The organism is uncultured Tenacibaculum sp., assembly GCF_947495995.1.
GTDB lineage: Bacteria > Bacteroidota > Bacteroidia > Flavobacteriales > Flavobacteriaceae > Polaribacter.
Map to the genome: position 1 here is coordinate 257,751 of NZ_CANMAX010000002.1, position 18,195 is coordinate 275,945.

Annotated in this window: 15 protein-coding genes; 7 read left to right on the forward strand and 8 right to left on the reverse strand. The window is 30.0% G+C overall.

What is annotated here, in order from left to right:
• Nucleotides 1–7: 7 nt before the first annotated feature.
• Both Q1A15_RS06260 and Q1A15_RS06265 read right to left on the reverse strand, forming a co-directional pair.
• Nucleotides 8–697, reverse strand: a complete 690-nt coding sequence (locus tag Q1A15_RS06260; RefSeq protein WP_299620504.1) for a ZIP family metal transporter — start codon at nt 695–697, stop codon at nt 8–10.
• The gene (locus tag Q1A15_RS06265) at nt 694–1,419 is read right to left on the reverse strand and encodes a class I SAM-dependent methyltransferase (protein WP_299620506.1); all 726 of its coding nucleotides are present in this window, start codon (nt 1,417–1,419) and stop codon (nt 694–696) included. The genes Q1A15_RS06260 and Q1A15_RS06265 overlap by 4 nt, the downstream gene beginning before the upstream one ends.
• A gap of 105 nt (nt 1,420–1,524) precedes the next feature.
• On the opposite strand from Q1A15_RS06265, the gene Q1A15_RS06270 reads away from it, so the two are divergent.
• On the forward strand, nt 1,525–2,691 hold the full coding sequence (locus tag Q1A15_RS06270) for a THUMP domain-containing protein (RefSeq protein WP_299620510.1): 1,167 nt from the start codon (nt 1,525–1,527) through the stop codon (nt 2,689–2,691).
• A 40-nt stretch (nt 2,692–2,731) separates the two neighbouring features.
• Here the strand turns inward: Q1A15_RS06270 and Q1A15_RS06275 are convergent, their stop codons facing one another.
• The 5 genes from Q1A15_RS06275 to Q1A15_RS06295 form a co-directional block, all read right to left on the reverse strand.
• Complete coding sequence (locus tag Q1A15_RS06275; protein WP_299620513.1) at nt 2,732–3,499, reverse strand: pentapeptide repeat-containing protein; 768 nt, start codon at nt 3,497–3,499, stop codon at nt 2,732–2,734.
• 111 nt (nt 3,500–3,610) lie between these two features.
• A complete protein-coding gene (locus Q1A15_RS06280; RefSeq protein ID WP_299620516.1) occupies nt 3,611–3,883 on the reverse strand; it encodes an HU family DNA-binding protein in 273 nt (90 codons plus the stop codon).
• Nucleotides 3,884–4,068: 185 nt separating this feature from the next.
• Nucleotides 4,069–5,013, reverse strand: a complete 945-nt coding sequence (fmt, locus tag Q1A15_RS06285) for a methionyl-tRNA formyltransferase (RefSeq protein ID WP_299620519.1) — start codon at nt 5,011–5,013, stop codon at nt 4,069–4,071.
• The gene (locus Q1A15_RS06290) at nt 5,014–6,897 is read right to left on the reverse strand and encodes a RecQ family ATP-dependent DNA helicase (RefSeq protein ID WP_299620522.1); all 1,884 of its coding nucleotides are present in this window, start codon (nt 6,895–6,897) and stop codon (nt 5,014–5,016) included. It abuts the gene before it with no gap.
• A gap of 7 nt (nt 6,898–6,904) precedes the next feature.
• Nucleotides 6,905–7,435 carry an ATP-binding protein gene (locus Q1A15_RS06295; protein ID WP_299620525.1) on the reverse strand — a complete coding sequence of 177 codons (531 nt, stop codon included), beginning with the start codon at nt 7,433–7,435 and terminating at the stop codon, nt 6,905–6,907.
• A gap of 118 nt (nt 7,436–7,553) precedes the next feature.
• Between Q1A15_RS06295 and Q1A15_RS06300 the strand changes: the two genes are divergently transcribed.
• Genes Q1A15_RS06300 through Q1A15_RS06320 form a run of 5 tightly spaced genes read left to right on the forward strand, consistent with a single transcriptional unit; the run spans nt 7,554 to nt 12,604 of the window.
• Nucleotides 7,554–7,835 (forward strand): DUF493 family protein, encoded by a 282-nt coding sequence (locus Q1A15_RS06300; protein ID WP_299620528.1) that lies wholly within the window; start codon nt 7,554–7,556, stop codon nt 7,833–7,835.
• Between the two features lie 7 nt (nt 7,836–7,842).
• Nucleotides 7,843–9,441, forward strand: coding sequence for a peptidylprolyl isomerase (locus tag Q1A15_RS06305; protein ID WP_299620531.1), 1,599 nt, complete (start codon nt 7,843–7,845; stop codon nt 9,439–9,441).
• Between the two features lie 4 nt (nt 9,442–9,445).
• A complete protein-coding gene (locus tag Q1A15_RS06310) occupies nt 9,446–10,312 on the forward strand; it encodes a hypothetical protein (protein ID WP_299620533.1) in 867 nt (288 codons plus the stop codon).
• The gene (locus Q1A15_RS06315) at nt 10,275–11,651 is read left to right on the forward strand and encodes a peptidylprolyl isomerase (RefSeq protein WP_299620536.1); all 1,377 of its coding nucleotides are present in this window, start codon (nt 10,275–10,277) and stop codon (nt 11,649–11,651) included. The genes Q1A15_RS06310 and Q1A15_RS06315 overlap by 38 nt, the downstream gene beginning before the upstream one ends.
• On the forward strand, nt 11,651–12,604 hold the full coding sequence (locus Q1A15_RS06320) for a MoxR family ATPase (protein WP_299620539.1): 954 nt from the start codon (nt 11,651–11,653) through the stop codon (nt 12,602–12,604). Before Q1A15_RS06315 ends, Q1A15_RS06320 begins: the two co-directional genes overlap by 1 nt.
• A 103-nt stretch (nt 12,605–12,707) precedes the next feature.
• On the opposite strand, the gene Q1A15_RS06325 is transcribed toward Q1A15_RS06320, so the two are convergent.
• The gene (locus tag Q1A15_RS06325) at nt 12,708–15,563 is read right to left on the reverse strand and encodes an endonuclease (RefSeq protein WP_299620542.1); all 2,856 of its coding nucleotides are present in this window, start codon (nt 15,561–15,563) and stop codon (nt 12,708–12,710) included.
• A 169-nt stretch (nt 15,564–15,732) separates the two neighbouring features.
• Between Q1A15_RS06325 and pheT the strand changes: the two genes are divergently transcribed.
• A complete protein-coding gene (gene pheT, locus Q1A15_RS06330) occupies nt 15,733–18,159 on the forward strand; it encodes a phenylalanine--tRNA ligase subunit beta (protein ID WP_299620545.1) in 2,427 nt (808 codons plus the stop codon).
• The last annotated feature ends 36 nt before the right edge of the window (nt 18,160–18,195 follow it).

Below are 18,195 nucleotides of genomic sequence, written 5' to 3' on the forward strand. Positions count from 1 at the left end.
AGATATTTTAATGTAAGGTGAATATAGTCAATAAAATGCCTAATAAGATAGCGCTAAACTTCTGTAAATTGAATTTGTGATTCTCAGAGCTTTCAAAAAGTATGATTGTAGAAATATGTAAGAAAACTCCTATAATTAAAGCTGTAATCTCTTGATGATATTGCTGAATCCAGTTATTCGTTTCTCCTAAATAATAACCTAATGGACTCATTAAACTAAACATGAATAGAAATAGGAAAGTTTTTACTTTAGAGAATTCAGAATGTAAAAAGAATGTGGTTAAAATTATAGCAATCGGAATTTTATGTACAACTATTGCCCATAATAAATTATCGTTTGCGCTATGTATTGGTAAACCTTCCGTAAATGCATGTAATGATAAACTGGTAAATAATAACCAAGGAAAAGTATTTGAATTAGAATGCAAATGAACATGACCATGTTCAGCTCCTTTAGAGAATGATTCTAGAATAGATTGAATTAGAATTCCAATTAAAATTAAAATACCTAATGTATGGAATCTGTGTTCGTCTTCGTTATGTGAATATACTTCAGGAAGTAAATGTAATACAGTTACAGATAATAAGTAAGCACCACTAAAAGCTAAAAGTAGTCTAGTGTATAACTTGTTAGGCTTTTTGTATAATACAAAAACACCTCCTAATAAAACTGCACCTATTAAAATTAGGTAATTCATTTAGCTACTAAAATTAATCGATTTGATTGTTGTTCCTCAAAAGAGTTTAAATTGTAATCGCCAAAAATATCAATTATTTCTAACCCAATAGCTGAAAAATAGTCTTTCATTTTGTCAATACTCAAGAATTTAACTTTTTCAGTGTAAGAATGTGCTTTATTGTCAGCAAAAAAGTTAATATGCTTTAGAATGAATCCGTCTTTAATCTCTCTTTTTATATGAAACTCTATGTTGTCTATAGTTTTAATTTCCTCTTTTACTAATTCTCTTTCTGTTTTTATAACATTTAAAAAATCTAGAACTAATACAGCGTCATCTTTTAAACCACTTTTCATGGCTTTTAATACTTGAAGATCTTCATTATCATCATCAAAATATCCGAAACTAGTAAACAAGTTGAAAATAGCATCATACTTATTTTCAAGAGTTTTACGCATATCCCAAACTTCAAAACTTAACGTTTCGTTTTCAAATTGTTTAGCATGTTCAATACTGTTTTCACTTAAATCACCACCAGTTACTTTATATCCTAAAGAGTTTAAATAAATTGAGTGACGACCTTTTCCACAAGGTAAATCAGCAATATGAGCAGATTTAGGAAGTTGTAAATGCGCTGTAATATTCTTCATAAATAATTGCGCATCTGCATCATTTCTGTGCTTGTATAATGTATGATAGTATGGTGTATTAAACCACGAACTAAACCAATCTTTTGTTTCCATAAGTAATATGGACGCAAAAGTAATGAAAACTTACATTTTCTTTCCGCAATTAATACGTAAAAACACAATAATTAAAATGTATTTTTGCAATCTAAGTTATAGTAGATGGACAAAGATTTTAAAATGGTTGCTACAACAATCTCTGGTTTAGAGGGAGTTTTAGCAGATGAGTTGAGAAAGTTAGGGGCAAGAGAAGTAAAAGAAGGAATTAGAAGTGTATATTTTAGAGGAGATAAAGGTTTTTTATACAAAGCTAATATCGCTTTAAGAACCGCTATACGAATATTAAAACCGATTAAAAGGAGTAAAATCTTTGATGAAGAAGATCTTTATGAAGCTATTCAACGTGTAAAATGGGAACGTTTATTGGATGTTGATGGAACTTTCGCTATTGATGCAGTTGTGTATTCTAAAAACTTTACTTCTAACTCTCATTATATCGCTTTAAAATCTAAAGATGCTATTGCAGATTATTTTGTGCATAAGTATAACAAAAGACCAAATGTTGATTTAAAATATCCGGATGTAAAAGTCCATGTACATATTCATAAAGAATGGTTAACTATTTCTTTAGATAGTTCTGGAGATTCTTTACACAAAAGAGGATATAGAAGTGCAACAAATATTGCTCCAATAAATGAAGTTTTAGCTGCCGGATTAATTTTACTTTCTGGTTATAAAGGTGAAGAGAATTTTATTGATCCTATGTGTGGTTCTGGTACGTTACTTATTGAAGCAGCTATGATTGCCAATAATATTCCTGCGAATATAAATCGTAAGCATTTTGCTTTTGAAAATTGGAAAGATTATGATGAGGATCTTTATTTTATCATTCAAGATTCTTTATTGAAAAAGATCAGAAATGCTCATTTTAAAATTATGGGATTTGATAAAGCGCCATCAGCAGTTAAAAAAGCAAAACAAAATATTATAAATGCTAATTTAGAAGAGTTTATTGGTGTTCATCATGTGAATTTCTTTAATTCTAAAAAAGAGGTTTTTGGTAAAACAACAATTCTATTCAATCCGCCTTACGGAGAAAGATTAAATATTAATGTTGAAGAGTTTTATAGAAGTATAGGAGATACATTAAAACATGGTTATCCGAATTCAACAGCCTGGTTGATAACCTCAGATATAAATGCTTTAAAGTTTGTTGGCTTACGAACATCGAAACGTTTACCAATTAAGAATGGTGATTTAGATTGTAGGTTTGTGAAATATGAACTTTATGAAGGAAGTAAAAAAACAAAGAAGTTTAGCGAAAGCTAAACTTCTTTGTTTTTAATTTCTATGTTTGAAATTATTGTATTTATTGTTTGAATAAATAGCTACTGAAACTTCTTCCGTTAATCTTCGTGTATTTTGAATCGATATCGTAATTAACAATCATGTTTTTTACGTCAAAATCACCAGAAACTTCCATGTATTTTATATTTAAATCTTCTTCGAACTTTACGTTGTTGAAAGAAACTCCGTCACTAAATTCTGTGTATTTAAATGTTGCAGTTTCTTGAAAGATAGAGTTTGCAAAGCTTACAAATCTTCTGAATTTAGCATATTTAAATGTTGCAGGTTCATCAAAATTTGTATTTTGAAACGAAATTTGTTGATCAAAAGAAGCGTATTTAAAAGTAGTGTCTTCTAAGAATTTTGATCCGCTAAAATCTGTATTACCCTCAAAGTCTGAATATTTAAACATTGATTTTCCTTCGAAAGTACAATCTTTAAATGTTACGTTATCTTCAAAGTTTGCAACAAAAGTATAACCGCTGTCTTCATGTGGAATGTAGGCAAGTACATCGTCTTTAAAAATACAGTTCACAAAAGAGATTTTACTTAAGATTTCTTTCTCAACTGTATTAGAACCTCCAGAGTTCCACCATTTTCTTCGCTTAGGTAAATTAGGTAATGCTTTATCCATGTAGGTTAAATCTAAAATTCCTTCAATGGTAGCATTACTTATTGTAACATCTTTTTCGTTAGAAATTCTTTCTAATATTTCGTTAGCACTTATTTTTTTCTGAGCTACAAGAGCACAAGTAACAAACAGTAATAGTAGTGTTGTAATTTTTCTCATGATTTAATAGTTTACTTATTTTATACTAAAGACAAGAGAGTTTTTTAAATGTTACAAAAAAAACGCTCAATATAAAATTGAGCGTTTTGTATACTGTGTAGTTTAGATCTCTTAGTTTACTGAATCGCTTAAACCAGCACCTGCTTTGAACTTAACAACATTCTTAGCAGCGATTTGAATTTCCTTACCAGTTTGAGGATTTCTTCCGCTTCTTGCAGCTCTTTTAGAAACCGACCAAGTTCCCCAACCAACTAAAGCTACTTTATCTCCTTTTTGTAAAGCGCTAGTAACATTGTTAGTTAAAGAATCTAATGCAGCTTTAGCAGCAGCTTTAGAAATTCCTGCATCAGCAGCCATTGCGTCGATTAACTCAGACTTGTTCATAATTTGTAGATTTTAAAATTAATTAATAAATTTTTTGCTTTAACGCTTAACAAATATAGATTTAATGGGGTATTGTGCAAGTTGAAGCCTTAAAAAACCAAGGATTTGTTAATAAATACCCTTGATTTGTTAATAACCACACCTAAAAATAGGTAGGAAAGCTGTAATCCCCTATGAATAAAGGGCTACAGCATCTTAGCATCTGTACTAAATGTAAAACCATTTAATAAACTAGTTGCATTTAATTTTTTCTTACCAGAAATCTTAATTTCATTTATTAAAAGATAACCACCTCTAACGGCTACTTTTATTTCTTTTTTGGTAGTTAAAATTGTTCCAGCATTATGATTGTGATCTTCTACTTGTTTTCCAACACCATAAATTTTAGCTGAAACTTCATCATTTTCATTTTTTATGTTGGTCCAAGCAGCAGGATAAGGATTCAATCCACGAATATGATTATAAATCTCATCAAGTGACTTTGTCCAATCAATTTTACAATTGTGCGGAAATAATTTCGGAGCTGCTTTTTCTTCTAATTCAGGTTGTTTTGTAGTTACTACATTTCCTGAAGCTATTAAATCAACAGTCTCATTTACTAGGTCAGCACCTAAATACATTAATTTATCGTGTAATTCTCCAACAATTTCTTCATCAGCTATAGTAACTTCCTTTTGTAAAATAATCTCTCCTGTATCAATTTTATCATCAATAAAGAAAGTAGTAACTCCTGTTTTTGTTTCCCCATTAATAATTGCCCAGTTAATTGGTGCTGCTCCTCGATACTCGGGTAATAAAGAAGCATGTAAATTGAATGTTCCGTGTTCTGGCATTTTCCAAACTACTGTAGGAAGCATTCTAAAGGCAACAACAATTTGTAAGTTGGCATTTAGTTCGCGTAATTCTTCTACAAAAGATTCTGCTTTTAAATTTTTAGGCTGTAAAATATGTAGTCCTTGAGAGACTGCGTATTTTTTTACTGCAGATTCATTTATTTTTCTTCCTCTACCAGCAGGTTTATCAGGAGCAGTAATAACTCCTACAATATTATAGTTGTTTTCTACTAAATTCTTTAAAATGGTTACCGCAAAATCAGGGGTTCCCATAAAAACTATTCTTAAATCTTTCATTTATGCTAGTAAATAGGTGTTATAATTTGAAACTCTAATTTTTTCTTCTGCAAGCAGTTTTCGCAAATGTATTAAAATGTCTCTTTCTTTATAGTTTAATTTATTACAGATATCTCTAGATGAAATTTCACCATATGTTTTTATAATATCTAGAACTTCTGAGCTAATATTTTGTACTTTTTGTTTTGCTAGACAGACATCACAAATTCCACAATCTTTATGGCTTTTTTCTTCAAAATAGTTAAGTATTTGAATACTTCTACAGATTGTATCGTTTTCAATTAAATTAACTAGTGTCTTTAATTTATTGTATTTGTGTTGTAGTACTTGTTGTATTTTCTTTGAAAATCGATTTATAGTTAAATCATCTTCTCTTGGATGTAAGAAAAATAGACTGCTATTTTTTGAAGACTTTTGATAATTAATGACTTCTTCAGTATTTAATTCATCAAGAAGCTTTATAACTCTTTGTGAGGTACTTCCTAAATGTTTAGCTATACTAAATTCATTAATACGAACTTCTTGCTCAAAAACTCCGCCATACATTCGCAAAAGTGTATCGAGTAACTTACGTTTTATATTATCGTTAGATTTATAATTGTATAACTCATTTCTGTTGATTAAGAATTGAATACTAGATCTTTTTTGTCCAAAATGATTCAACTCAATAATCCCAAAGTTATTTAGTAACTGAAGTGCATTAAAAACCTTTCTTACTTTTAAATTATAGATACTTGAGAAATCTAAAATATTAAAGTCGAAACTTGTTTCTATGTGTTCTCCTTTAGCTATTTGAAAATATTGATATAATTTAGAATGAACTAACTTGATTTCTGCCAACGAAGGCTGAGCATTTTCGAATAAATTTAAAGTTAGTTTTAAATCACTTGTATTCGTAAGCATAATCGCATACGATTTTTTACCATCTCTTCCAGCTCTACCAGCTTCTTGAACATAATTTTCAACAGAACTAGGAATATCATAATGTACTACTAAATTTACATCAGGTCTGTCAATTCCCATTCCGAAAGCATTTGTTGCTACGATAATAGGAGTGGAGTTACTTAACCAACTTTTATAAGCAGTTTCTTTTTCAACAGATGTTAACCCGCCATGATAAGAAGTAGCTTTAAATCCGTTTGCTTTTAAAAAGTTAGCGATTTCAAAAGTTCTTTTTCTAGAGTTTACATAAATTATTGCAGGTGAATTCGTTTTAGAAAATATTTGTTGTAAACGATATAATTTGTCTTCACTCTTCAAAATGGTATAACTTAAATTCTCTTTGTAGAAAGATTTTTTGAAAAGTGTAGTGTTTTCTAACTTTAGAATAACTTCAATATCATTAATAACTTTAGAAGTTGCAGTAGCCGTTAAAGCAATAATAGATGTATTCTCTTTTAATTCCTTTAAAACAGAAAGTAAAGTGTAAGAAGGTCTAAAATCTTGTCCCCATTCAGAAATACAATGCGCTTCATCTATGGCAAAAAAGGAAATAGGTAACTGTTTTATCTTTTCTTGAATGAACTTAGATTGAATTCTTTCAGGAGAAAGGTAAAGAAACTTATAATTACCATATTTAAGATTATCGAAAATCCGAACGATTTCATCTTGATCACTTCCAGCAGGAATATTCAACGCAGTAATTCCTTTTGCTTTTAAACTATCAATTTGATCGTTTATTAGTGCGATTAAAGGAGAAACTACAATACAAATTCCATCTTTAATTAATGCAGGAATTTGATAACAAAGCGATTTACCACCACCAGTTGGTAATAATGTAATAACATCTTGATTATTTAAAACAGCATTAATTGTTTCCAATTGTTGTGCTCTAAACGAATCAAAACCCCAGTACCTTTTTAATATTTCAACTGGTTTGTTCAAATTGATATTAAATATGATCTAAAATGAAAAAACATCTATTCTTTACACTATCAAAAGGTACGTTTATAATTTCGTAACCTAAATCAGTATATGTTTTGTTTAAGAACTCGCTAATTTTTTCAGCCTGTTCAAAAGTCTCGTATCTTTCGTTGTCAGATTTATAGATGGCTTTCCAAGGTAAAAACTGAAAAACTTTCGTGTATTTATACGCTTTACTTTTCTCAAGAAAAATATCAGGTGCTTCTGTATTGAAATATTGTAAATATGCATAAACACTAGGAATACCTCTATCAAAAAAAACAGTTTTCTTATCGCTTTTTTCAGCATCTAAGAACTGTTTTTCTCTTCCTTCTAAGAGTTTACGACTAAATAAAAGCGGATCTGTAAGAAAAAGTTGTTCGATACCTTTTTCTTGTGCTTCTCTGGTAACTTCTCTCGAAATTTCAGGCATGCATTTGTAACCTCTTCGTTTTAAATATTTTAAAACAGAAGATTTTCCAGTTCCTGGTCCGCCAATAAAAACAATTTTTTGTTGCATGTTGCAAAAATACTAGATTAGACATTTATATATAATAAATAGTGTAATTTTGTGTTCAATTTTATACGAAACAATAAAACTTTTTATTGTTACATAATTAATTATACGCAATCGAAATATGTCAGACAGAGAAGCATTTTATGCCAGTTTGAGAGAAAAACTAATAGAAACTACTACATTTCCAACCAAATATTTATATAAATTTATTGTACCAAGCGGAGAAGAAAAAGTACAACAGGTACAAGAAATTTTTAATAAAGGTGGGGCTGTAATTACTACAAGACAATCTAGAACAGGTAAATTTACCAGTGTTTCTATACATTTGAATGTTTCAACTGTAGACGAAGTAATCTCTTATTATCAACAAGCAGAAAAAATAGAAGGAATTATATCTTTATAACAACTTTATGAAAACTAAACTAACCTCAATTTTAGCATTGGCTATTTCTTTTTTTGTTTTCGGACAAAAGGATGAAGTATTATTAACTATTAATGATGCACCAATTTACGTATCTGAATTTAAAAGAGTTTATGAAAAGAACTTAGATCAGATCAAGGAAGAAGACAAGAATATTGATAAAAATTTAGATTTATTCATCAATTATAAATTGAAGTTAATTGATGCGTATAAGTTGAAGTTAGATACAAGTAAGACGTATCGTAGTGAATTAAATTCATACAAAAATCAATTAATGACTCCTTATTTACATGATGAAGAGTTTAAACAAAAAATGGTTAAAGATGCGTATCAAAGAACGATTGAAGAAGTTAGAGCTAGTCATATTTTAGTAGCATACACTAAAAAGAATGGAAAGAAAGATTCTATAGCTTTAAAAGAGAAAATTCAAAAAGCTAGACAACGTATTTTAAATGGAGAATCTTTTGAAAAAGTAGCAAGAGAAGTTTCTGATGATCCTTCAGCAAAAATTAACGCTGGAGATTTAGGATATTTTTCAGCTTTCAGAATGGTATATCAATTTGAAGATGCTGCTTACAACACAAAATTAGGAGAAGTTTCTGAACCTTTTGAAACAAGATTCGGATATCATATTTTAAAAGTAACAGATAAGAGAAAATCACCAGGAGATTTTGAAGCTGCGCATATTTTAGTTAGAGACAATTCTATTGTAGGAAAAACTAAAATTGATTCTTTATATCAGAAAATAAATGCTGGTGAATCTTTTGAAGGTATTGCTGAAAAGTATTCAGAAGATAAAGGTTCGGCAAAAAATGGAGGTAAATTGCCAAGATTCGGATCGGGTAGAATGGTGTTGCCTTTCGAACAAGCTGTTATGGCTTTAGATAAACCAGGAGCTGTAAGTGAGCCATTTAAAACTCAATTTGGATGGCACATTGTAAAGTTGATAAAGAAATATCCTGTAAAATCTTTTGAGGATATTAAAGAAGAGTTACAACGTAAAATAAGATCTAGTAATAGAGGAAATTTATCTACAAAAAGACTTATCGATAATTTAACCAAAGAGTATCAACCTAAAGTAACAAAAGATCTTATTCAAAAAGTTAGTGAAGGAAAAGCTTTAACTAAACAAGATTCTTTAGCTACTGTATTAAGTATTAAGGATAAATCAATAGTATTAAATGATTTCTTAAAATATTCAAGAAATAAACGATATTTATCTACAGATCAACTTTGGAGTAAATTTAAGGATAAACAAATTTTAGATTACTATAAAGACAATCTTGGTAGTAGATTCCCTGAATATAAAAATACACTTCAAGAGTATAGAGATGGTTTATTATTGTTTGATTTAATGAAACTTAAAGTTTGGAATAAATCTCAAAATGAAAACGAAGGATTACTAGTTTTTTTCGATAAGAACAAAAAGAATTATAAGAGTGAAGAACTTGAAAAAGTTAGAGGAGAAGTAATTAATGACTATCAGAAATATTTAGAAGAAAGTTGGATTTCAGATTTAAAATCTTCTAATAAAGTAAAAGTCAATAAGAGAGTTTTAAAACGAGTAAAAAAAGCATACAAGAAATAATTAGGTGAAGAAAATAGTTTTTACATTTTGTCTTTTATCGTTGATATCATGTGATAAAATTAAAGAGTTTACTTCTAGGAGTGACGATAAAAGTGATGATCAAGTCATAGCTTCTGTAGGAGAGGTAGAACTGTATCTTTCAGATGTAAAATCTGTTGTTCCAAAAGGAACACCTAAAAACGACAGTTTAGTTTTAATCAAAAGTTTTATTAATACTTGGGCTAAACAGCAACTATTACTAAAGAAGGCACAAGAAAATATTTCTGAAGTTAACAACAATCAAATTGATGCTTTAGTAAAAAACTACAAAGAAAGTCTGTATATAAACGGTTATAAAGAATCGTTAATCAACCAGCAACTTGATACAGTAGTTACAGAGCAATCTATTCAAAAATATTATACAAATAACAAAGATAATTTCAGATTAAATGAGGAATTATTACAGTTAAAATATATCTATTTTGGAACAGATTTTTTAGATAAAAAAGAAGCAATTAAAAAGTTTAAATCTGACGAAATTGAAGATTTAGAAGGACTAGAAAACTTAACAATTAACTTTAAAGATTATATGTTAAGAGATTCTTCTTGGGTAAGCTATGATGATGTTTTGTTAAAAATTCCTCCTTTTCGATATGAATCGAAAGAAAAACTGTTAAAAAAATCCAAATTCATTCAAAAAGAAGATAGTTTAGGAGTATATTTGGTCGCTGTGAATAATGTATTAAATAGGAATGACATCGCTCCAATTAGCTACATTAGAAACAATATAAAACAACTTATTTTACACAAACGTAAAATAGAATTAGTAAGAGAGATAGAAAAAACGTTGATTAATGATGCAATTAAAAACAATGAATTTAAAGAGTATTAGTATTTTAATGATCTTAGGATTAGCTCCAATTTTTGCAGGAGCACAAAAAAATAAGATTGATGGTGTAGCAGTAGTAATTGGAAAAAACGTTGTTTTAGATTCAGATATTGAAAAATTTAAAAAAGAGTTAGAAACTCAAAGTGAAGGAAAAGTAAAAATTTCTGACTGTGAAATGTTAGAGCAATTAATGGAGCGTAAATTATTAGCGCACCATGCTGTTGTTGATAGTGTAACAGTTTCTAAAGCAGAAATCGATGATAGAGTAAAAAGAAGTATTGCTTTCTTTGTACAAGAATATGGTGATGAAGAAAAAGCTGTAAAAGCTTACGGATTCAATGATATTGAAGATTTAAAGAAAGAATTAGGAAAAGTTCAAAAAGAAGAATTATTAATAGGTAAAGAACAACAAAAAATTACTGGTGATGTAGATTTAACACCAGAAGAAGTTCGTTTATATTTTAATGGTTTAAAAGATAAAAAGGAATTACCAGAGTTTCCTGCTGAAGTTGAATTAGCTCAAATCGTTTTAAATGCAATTCCAACTGATGAAGAGAATAAAAGAATTATTGATAAGTTAAATCAAATTAAAAAGGATGTTGAAGAAAATGATGCAAGTTTTAGATTAAAAGCTATCATTAATTCAAGTGATCCTTCTGTTGCTAGAAATGGCGGTAATTTAGGAGTAATTACAAAAGATACTCAATTCATTAAAGAATTTAAAGAAGTAGCTTTCTCATTAGATGAAGGACAAATTTCTGAGCCTTTTAAAACAATTTTTGGTTACCACATTATCTTACTACACAAAATTAGAGGTCAAGGTAGAGAAGTATCTCACATTGTAATGTCTCCAGAGATTTCTGATGATAAATTAAAAGAAGCAAAAGAAAAGTTAGACGGTATTAAAAAAGATATTTCTGAAGGAAAAATTACTTTTGAAGATGCTGTAGCTGATTTTTCTGAAGATAAAGAAACAAAAAATAGTGGAGGATTAATTATCAATCAATATACAGGTGAATCAACTTTTGATTTAACTCGTATGGATCCTGCTTTATATGGTAGAATTAACGAATTACAAAAAGGAGATTTATCTGAAGTATTTTATGACGAAACTAGAGCAGGAGAGAAGATGTATAAATTATTATACATGAGAAATAGAACTAATACTCATACTGCCGATTTGGTTGATGATTATGTGAAAATTCAACAATTAGCACTTACTAAAAAGAAAGAAGAGACGATTGCGAAATGGTCGAAAGATAAAATAACTGAAACTTATGTGAAGTTAGGTACAGATTATAAAAAATGTACTTTTAAGTCTAATTGGAAAAAAGATAAATAATGTCAGACGTAGCTGCAGTGAATAATCTTGTAACTAAATATACTCAGTTACAGCAAGAAATAGGAAAAGTAATTATAGGGCAAAAAGAAGCTGTAAACTTTTCTTTATTATCTATTTTTTGTGGAGGACATTCTCTTTTAATTGGTGTTCCAGGATTAGCTAAAACCTTACTTGTTAATACGATTTCAGATGCATTAGGATTAAACTTTAATAGAATTCAGTTTACTCCAGATTTAATGCCATCAGATATATTAGGTAGTGAGATTTTAGATGAAACTAGAAAGTTTAAGTTTATTAAAGGACCAATTTTCTCTAATATTATTCTTGCGGATGAGATTAACAGAACGCCACCAAAAACTCAAGCAGCTTTATTAGAGGCAATGCAAGAACGTTCTGTAACAATTGCTGGTCATCATTATAAATTAGATTTACCATTCTTTGTTTTAGCAACACAAAACCCAATTGAACAAGAAGGAACATATCCTTTGCCAGAAGCTCAATTAGACCGTTTTATGTTTTCTATCAATTTAGATTATCCAACTTTTGAAGAGGAAGTAGAAGTAGTAAAAAATACAACAACGGTAAACGATCAAAAAGTAAACGCATTATTTAATGCACAAGAAATTGTAGAAATTCAGAAGTTAATTCGAAAAATTCCTGTAGCAGATAATGTTGTAGAATATGCTGTTTCTTTAGTAGGAAAAACAAGACCAAAATCTGATTTTGCTACTGATTTAGTTAAAAAGTATATTGATTGGGGTGCTGGTCCGCGTGCTTCTCAAAACTTGATACTTGCAGCTAAAGCTAACGCGGCTGTTCATGGTAAGTTTTCACCAGACATAGAAGATGTACAAGCAGTTGCTGTTCCTATTCTTTCGCATAGGGTTGTAAAAAATTATAAAGCTGAAGCGGAAGGAATTACTATTGATAAAATTATTACTTCTTTATTTTAAATAGAAAGAATAAAATGTAAAGATATTATCACAATTAAAATGTGATAAAAAAAACTCGGATGAATTAACATCCGAGTTTTTGTTTTTTATGTATTATTAAAACTTATTTTTTGATAAATTTCTTAGTTAATAATTTCTGACCATCACTAACTTCTATGATGTACATTCCATTATTTAGATTACTTACATCAATGTTTCTTTCTATAGTTCCTGTCTTAACTATTTGTCCTAGAGTATTTATGATTTTATAAGATGAATCACGTTGATCTCTCAATGAAATATTAATAAAGTTAATGGCTGGATTAGGATATACATTTGCATCGAATATAGGATCTTCGTCGCCTAATTCTCCATCAATATCTACTGATGTTATATCTAAGCTTCTAGAAGAAGTACCAATATTAACTGTATAATCTTCAACTTCACCATAACTAAATGTTTCACAAGCAGTAGGAGCTCCATTCCATTTCATGGATACACGCATTCTTGTATTTCCTAATTTAGCAGTTGTAGGAATATTAAATGAATATGATAAGTTTCCAGAACTAGAAGAAGAACCAGTTACTAATTGTTCAGAAGATTCAAATGTTCCATTTTGATTCAAGTCAATCCAAACAGCCCAGTTTTCAGTATAAGAAGAACTAGTAAACCCTGCACTAACAACAATTGTATTACTTCCAAAAGATAAATTTCCAGTTAAGTTTGTAAAATCACCGTAACCAGCATTTGCACTAGTTGAATTAGAAATTCCGCCAATAACCACATTATCTATATATTCATAGTTTACGTTGTTTCCTTTAGAGTTACAATACGTTAATACCGGAGTAGTTGGTAATGTTGTAATACTAGCTGTATTACTAGCTATAGAAACATTTCCTGCAGCATCAAATGCTCTTACAGTAAATGAATAAGTAGTGTCTGGTGTTAAGTTTACAACGTTATAACTTAATGTTGTTACTGTAGCTATTTTAGTGCTTCCTTGATAAACATCATATCCAGTAACAGCAGTATTATCAGTAGCAGCATTCCATGTTAAACTAACAGTTGTTTCAGTAATATTAGAAACTGTTAAAGAAGGAGTTGTTGGTGCTTGAGTATCTGGAATGTCTAAAGTTGTTACACTTACAGCATTACTAGAAGATGATGTGTTTCCAGCAGCGTCTATTGCTCTTACACTAAAAGAATAAGAAGAGCTTGCTGTTAAGTTTGTTACAGAATAATTTAATGTTGTTACCGTAGCTACTTTAGTACTTCCTTGGTAAACATCGTATCCAGTAACAGCAGTATTATCAGTAGCAGCATTCCAAGCTAAATTTACACCAGTTTGAGTTGTGTTAGAAGCTGTAAGTCCAGATGGAGCTGTTGGGGCTTGTGTGTCTGGAGTTGTAGTACTACCATCAACAGTATGAGTACCTAAATCTGATATTGTATCAGAACTTAAAGAATTCCATTCAGAAGTTACATAAGATGTATTTGGAGAAGTAACTGATGATTTACGTTGCAAAGTCACGTCTTTTCCAAAATTACTACTACTACTTGGAGTTCCAACAAGATCAATTAAAGAACTATTTTTAAATAATGCTACAGCGTCATTTCCATTAAAGTTCATTGCTCCAGCACTAATAGTTATGTCAGCTTCATTTTTTATCGCTGTAGAAGCGTTTACATGAGCAACAACATAAACTTCTCCGTTAGCTAATTGACCAGATAAATTAAGAGTGCTTCCCCAAGAATTATCTCCGTTTGTTGTTTTACGTAATGAGTATTCTGAAAGATTTACTGTGCTTCCTGTAAAGTTTGCAATTTCTATAGCTTTGTTGAAAGAAGAACCTTCTACATATTCAGAAATTATTAATTCAGTAGTAGTACCAGATCCTCCAGAACCACCAGTTGTTGTAACACTTACACCGTTACTATTAGCAGAAACATTTCCAGCAGTATCAAAAGCTTTTACATAAAAGGTATATGAAGTTCCAGCTGTTAATCCAGTTACATTAAATGAACTAGTTGTGGTTGTACCAATTTGAGTAGTTCCACTAAAAATATTGTAACCAGTTACTGCAACATTATCTGTAGCAGCTGTCCAAGCTAAATCTACAGTAGTTGAAGTTGTATTTGAAGCGATTAATCCAGAAGGATTTGAAGGAGCTTGTGTATCGGTTCCTCCACCAGTATTAAATAAATCTTCAGCTTGCGGTCCACCCCAAATTTGTGTTGCTAAAGCTGGATTATCGATAAATGGATTTCTGTTTCCTTGCTCTATCTCTAAAACCGGATTTCTTTGTTTTTCTAAATCAGAAACAGGATCTTCAGCATTCCATTCTAAAAATAAATTGATCATGTTAGGATCTGTAGGAGTAGTAGTTCCAACGCCTATGTTTATAGGTAAACTTTGGTTACCATAACGCAAATACATGTACATCATCATTCTTGCTACGTCACCTTTCCATTCATCTCCAGGATACCAGTTTCCTTGTGCAGTAATGTAAGAAGCTGTACCAGAACCAGAAGCAAATTTTCGATTACTTCTAGAAGAGTTTCTTTGTGCGTCGCAAGGTCTTAAGTTGTGAGCATCTGCACCCGGACCAGAAGTTCCTAAGTTTGGATTAGCTAAAGATTTTGAATATACATGTTCTCTATTCCATACACCACTTCCACCACCATTGTCATCTCTTCCACGAGTTCTGTCATTAGTGATATCAGAGTCTGAGTCATTCCAACCGTAAATTAAGATTACTTTAGTCGGATCTGTAGGGTCTAAGTCTGTTTGTTTTAAAGCGTTCCAAACACCAGGAGTATAACTTAAAAAAGTATTGTGAGTGCTAATAATTTTGGTTGCAAGTTCGTCTTTTAGGTTGGTTCCTGTTAAAGTTAAGTTTACGTCATTATAATATGACGGTATTTGTCCTAATACTGATAACGATGTTAACAGCATTAAAACAGCCAAATGTTTTTTCATTATGTAGTTATGTTGGGTTTAATCGTTACAAAGAACATATCGAAATGTTAACAAAACATTAATAAAGTGTTAATTTTTAAGAAGTTATTAACATAAACTAAAATGGTAGTATAAACATCAAAAATCATTAGAAAAAATGTAAATTTGCAGGCTAAATACTAGACTAAAAATGAAAATATCATATAACTGGCTACAACAATTTTTACAATTTGACTGGAACCCAGAAAAGATAGGGGAGTTATTGACTGATTTAGGACTGGAAGTTGAAGGGATTGAGCTTAAAGAAAGTATCAAAGGAAGCTTAAAAGGAGTAGTTGTTGGTGAAGTTCTTACTTGTGTAAAGCACCCAAATGCAGATAAGTTAAAAGTTACTACAGTTAATTTAGGAAATGGTGAACCTGTACAAATAGTATGTGGTGCACCAAATGTTGATGCTGGTCAGAAAGTACCTGTTGCTACAATTGGTACAATGTTATACGATGAAAAAGGTGAAGGCTTTAAAATTAAAAAAGGAAAAATTAGAGGAGAAGAAAGTCACGGAATGATTTGTGCCGAAGATGAATTAGGTCTTGGATCTAGTCACGATGGTATTATGATTCTAGATGAATCTTTAGTTCCTGGTACTCCTTGTGCTGAAGTATTTAAAATTGAAACTGATCATGTTTTTGAAATCGGATTAACACCAAACAGAGCAGATGCGATGAGTCATTATGGTGTCGCTAGAGATTTAAGAGCAGGATTATTACAAAACGATATCAAATTAGAGTTGATTTCTCCTTCAGTTTCTGATTTCCATGTAGACGAGAGAAGATTAAAAATCGATGTTGAAGTTGATAATAAAGAGTTAGTACCAAGATATTGTGGTATTACGATTACAGATATAGAAGTTAAAGATTCTCCAGAGTGGATTAAAAATCGATTAAAAGCGATTGGTATTGTTCCTAAAAATAACATTGTAGATATTACAAACTATGTGTTACACGAATTAGGTCAGCCTTTACATGCTTTTGATGCTTCTAAAATAAAAGGAAACAAGGTTGTTGTTAAAACTTTGCCAGAAGGAACTAAGTTTACAACACTTGATGAAGTAGAAAGAGAATTATCTGCTGAAGATATCATGATTTGTGACGCTGAAGAAAATCCATTATGTATTGGTGGAGTTTTCGGAGGTTTAAAATCAGGAGTTACAGAAAACACTACAACTGTATTTTTAGAAAGCGCATATTTTAATCCAGTTGCTGTTCGTAAAACTGCGAAAAGACATGGTTTAAATACCGATGCTTCTTTCAGATTCGAAAGAGGAATTGATATTAATCAAACAAAGTACGCTTTAAAAAGAGCTGCTTTATTAATTGAAGAATATGCAGGTGGAAAAATGTCTTCAGATATCATGGATTTCTATCCAGAAAAAGTAAATGATTTCGAAGTATTTTTATCATTTGAGAACGTTTATAAATTGATAGGACAAGCTATTCCTAAAGAAACGATCAAGAATATTTTAGCTTCATTAGAAATTAAGATAAACAGTATTACAGAAGCAGGTTTAGGTTTAGTAATTCCTTCATATAGAGTAGATGTTCAGAGAGAAGCAGATATAATAGAAGAAATTTTAAGAGTTTACGGTTACAACAATATCGAATTCTCACACAAATTAAACACATCTATTTCTTTCGATAATAATACTCAAGTTAAAGTAGAAAATATTGTTTCAGAACAATTAGTGTCGTTAGGTTTCAATGAAACTATGGCAAATTCTCTTACAAAAGCAGAGTACATTGAATTATCAGAAGATTTAAATGATAATTTCAATGTAGAAATGTTAAATCCATTAAGTAACGATTTAAGAGTTTTACGTCAATCGTTATTATTTAGTGGTTTAGAAAGTATTTCTTATAATATTAATCGTAAGAATAATTCTTTAAAGTTTTTTGAATTTGGAAAAACGTATCATAAATACGAATCAGGATATCAAGAAGACAAACACTTAACGCTTTTCGTTACAGGTAATAAATTAAAAGACAATTGGAAATTAGCTTCAGAGGCTTCTAGTTTCTTTTATTTAAAAGGAATTATTACGAGTATTTTTGAAAGATTAGGATTATCGAAATTAAAAACTACTCCAGTTAAATCAACAGTTTTTTCTGAAGGATTATCGTTAAGTTTAGGTAAAACTAAATTAGTAGACTTTGGAGTTGTTAAACGTTCTATTTTAAAAGAGTTCTCAATTAAACAAGAAGTTTTATTTGCAGATTTCAAATGGGATGTAATTTTAGATTTAGTTGGTAAAAAGAAGGTTAAAGTTGCTGACTTACCTAAATATCCAGCAGTAAAAAGAGATTTAGCTTTATTATTAGATAGCGGAGTTGAATTCAAAGAAATCTATAATTTATCTTTCCAATCAGAGCGAAAGCTATTAAAAGAAGTTGATTTGTTTGATGTTTATGAAGGTGATAATTTACCTGAAGGTAAAAAGTCTTATGCTGTTAGTTTTATCTTACAGGACGAGAATAAAACATTAAACGATAAACAGATCGATAAAATAATGCAAAAATTACAGCAAACATTCGAAAAGAATGTTGGTGCAGAATTAAGATAATGTATAAGCTCCTTTTTAGGAGCTTTTTTAATATTA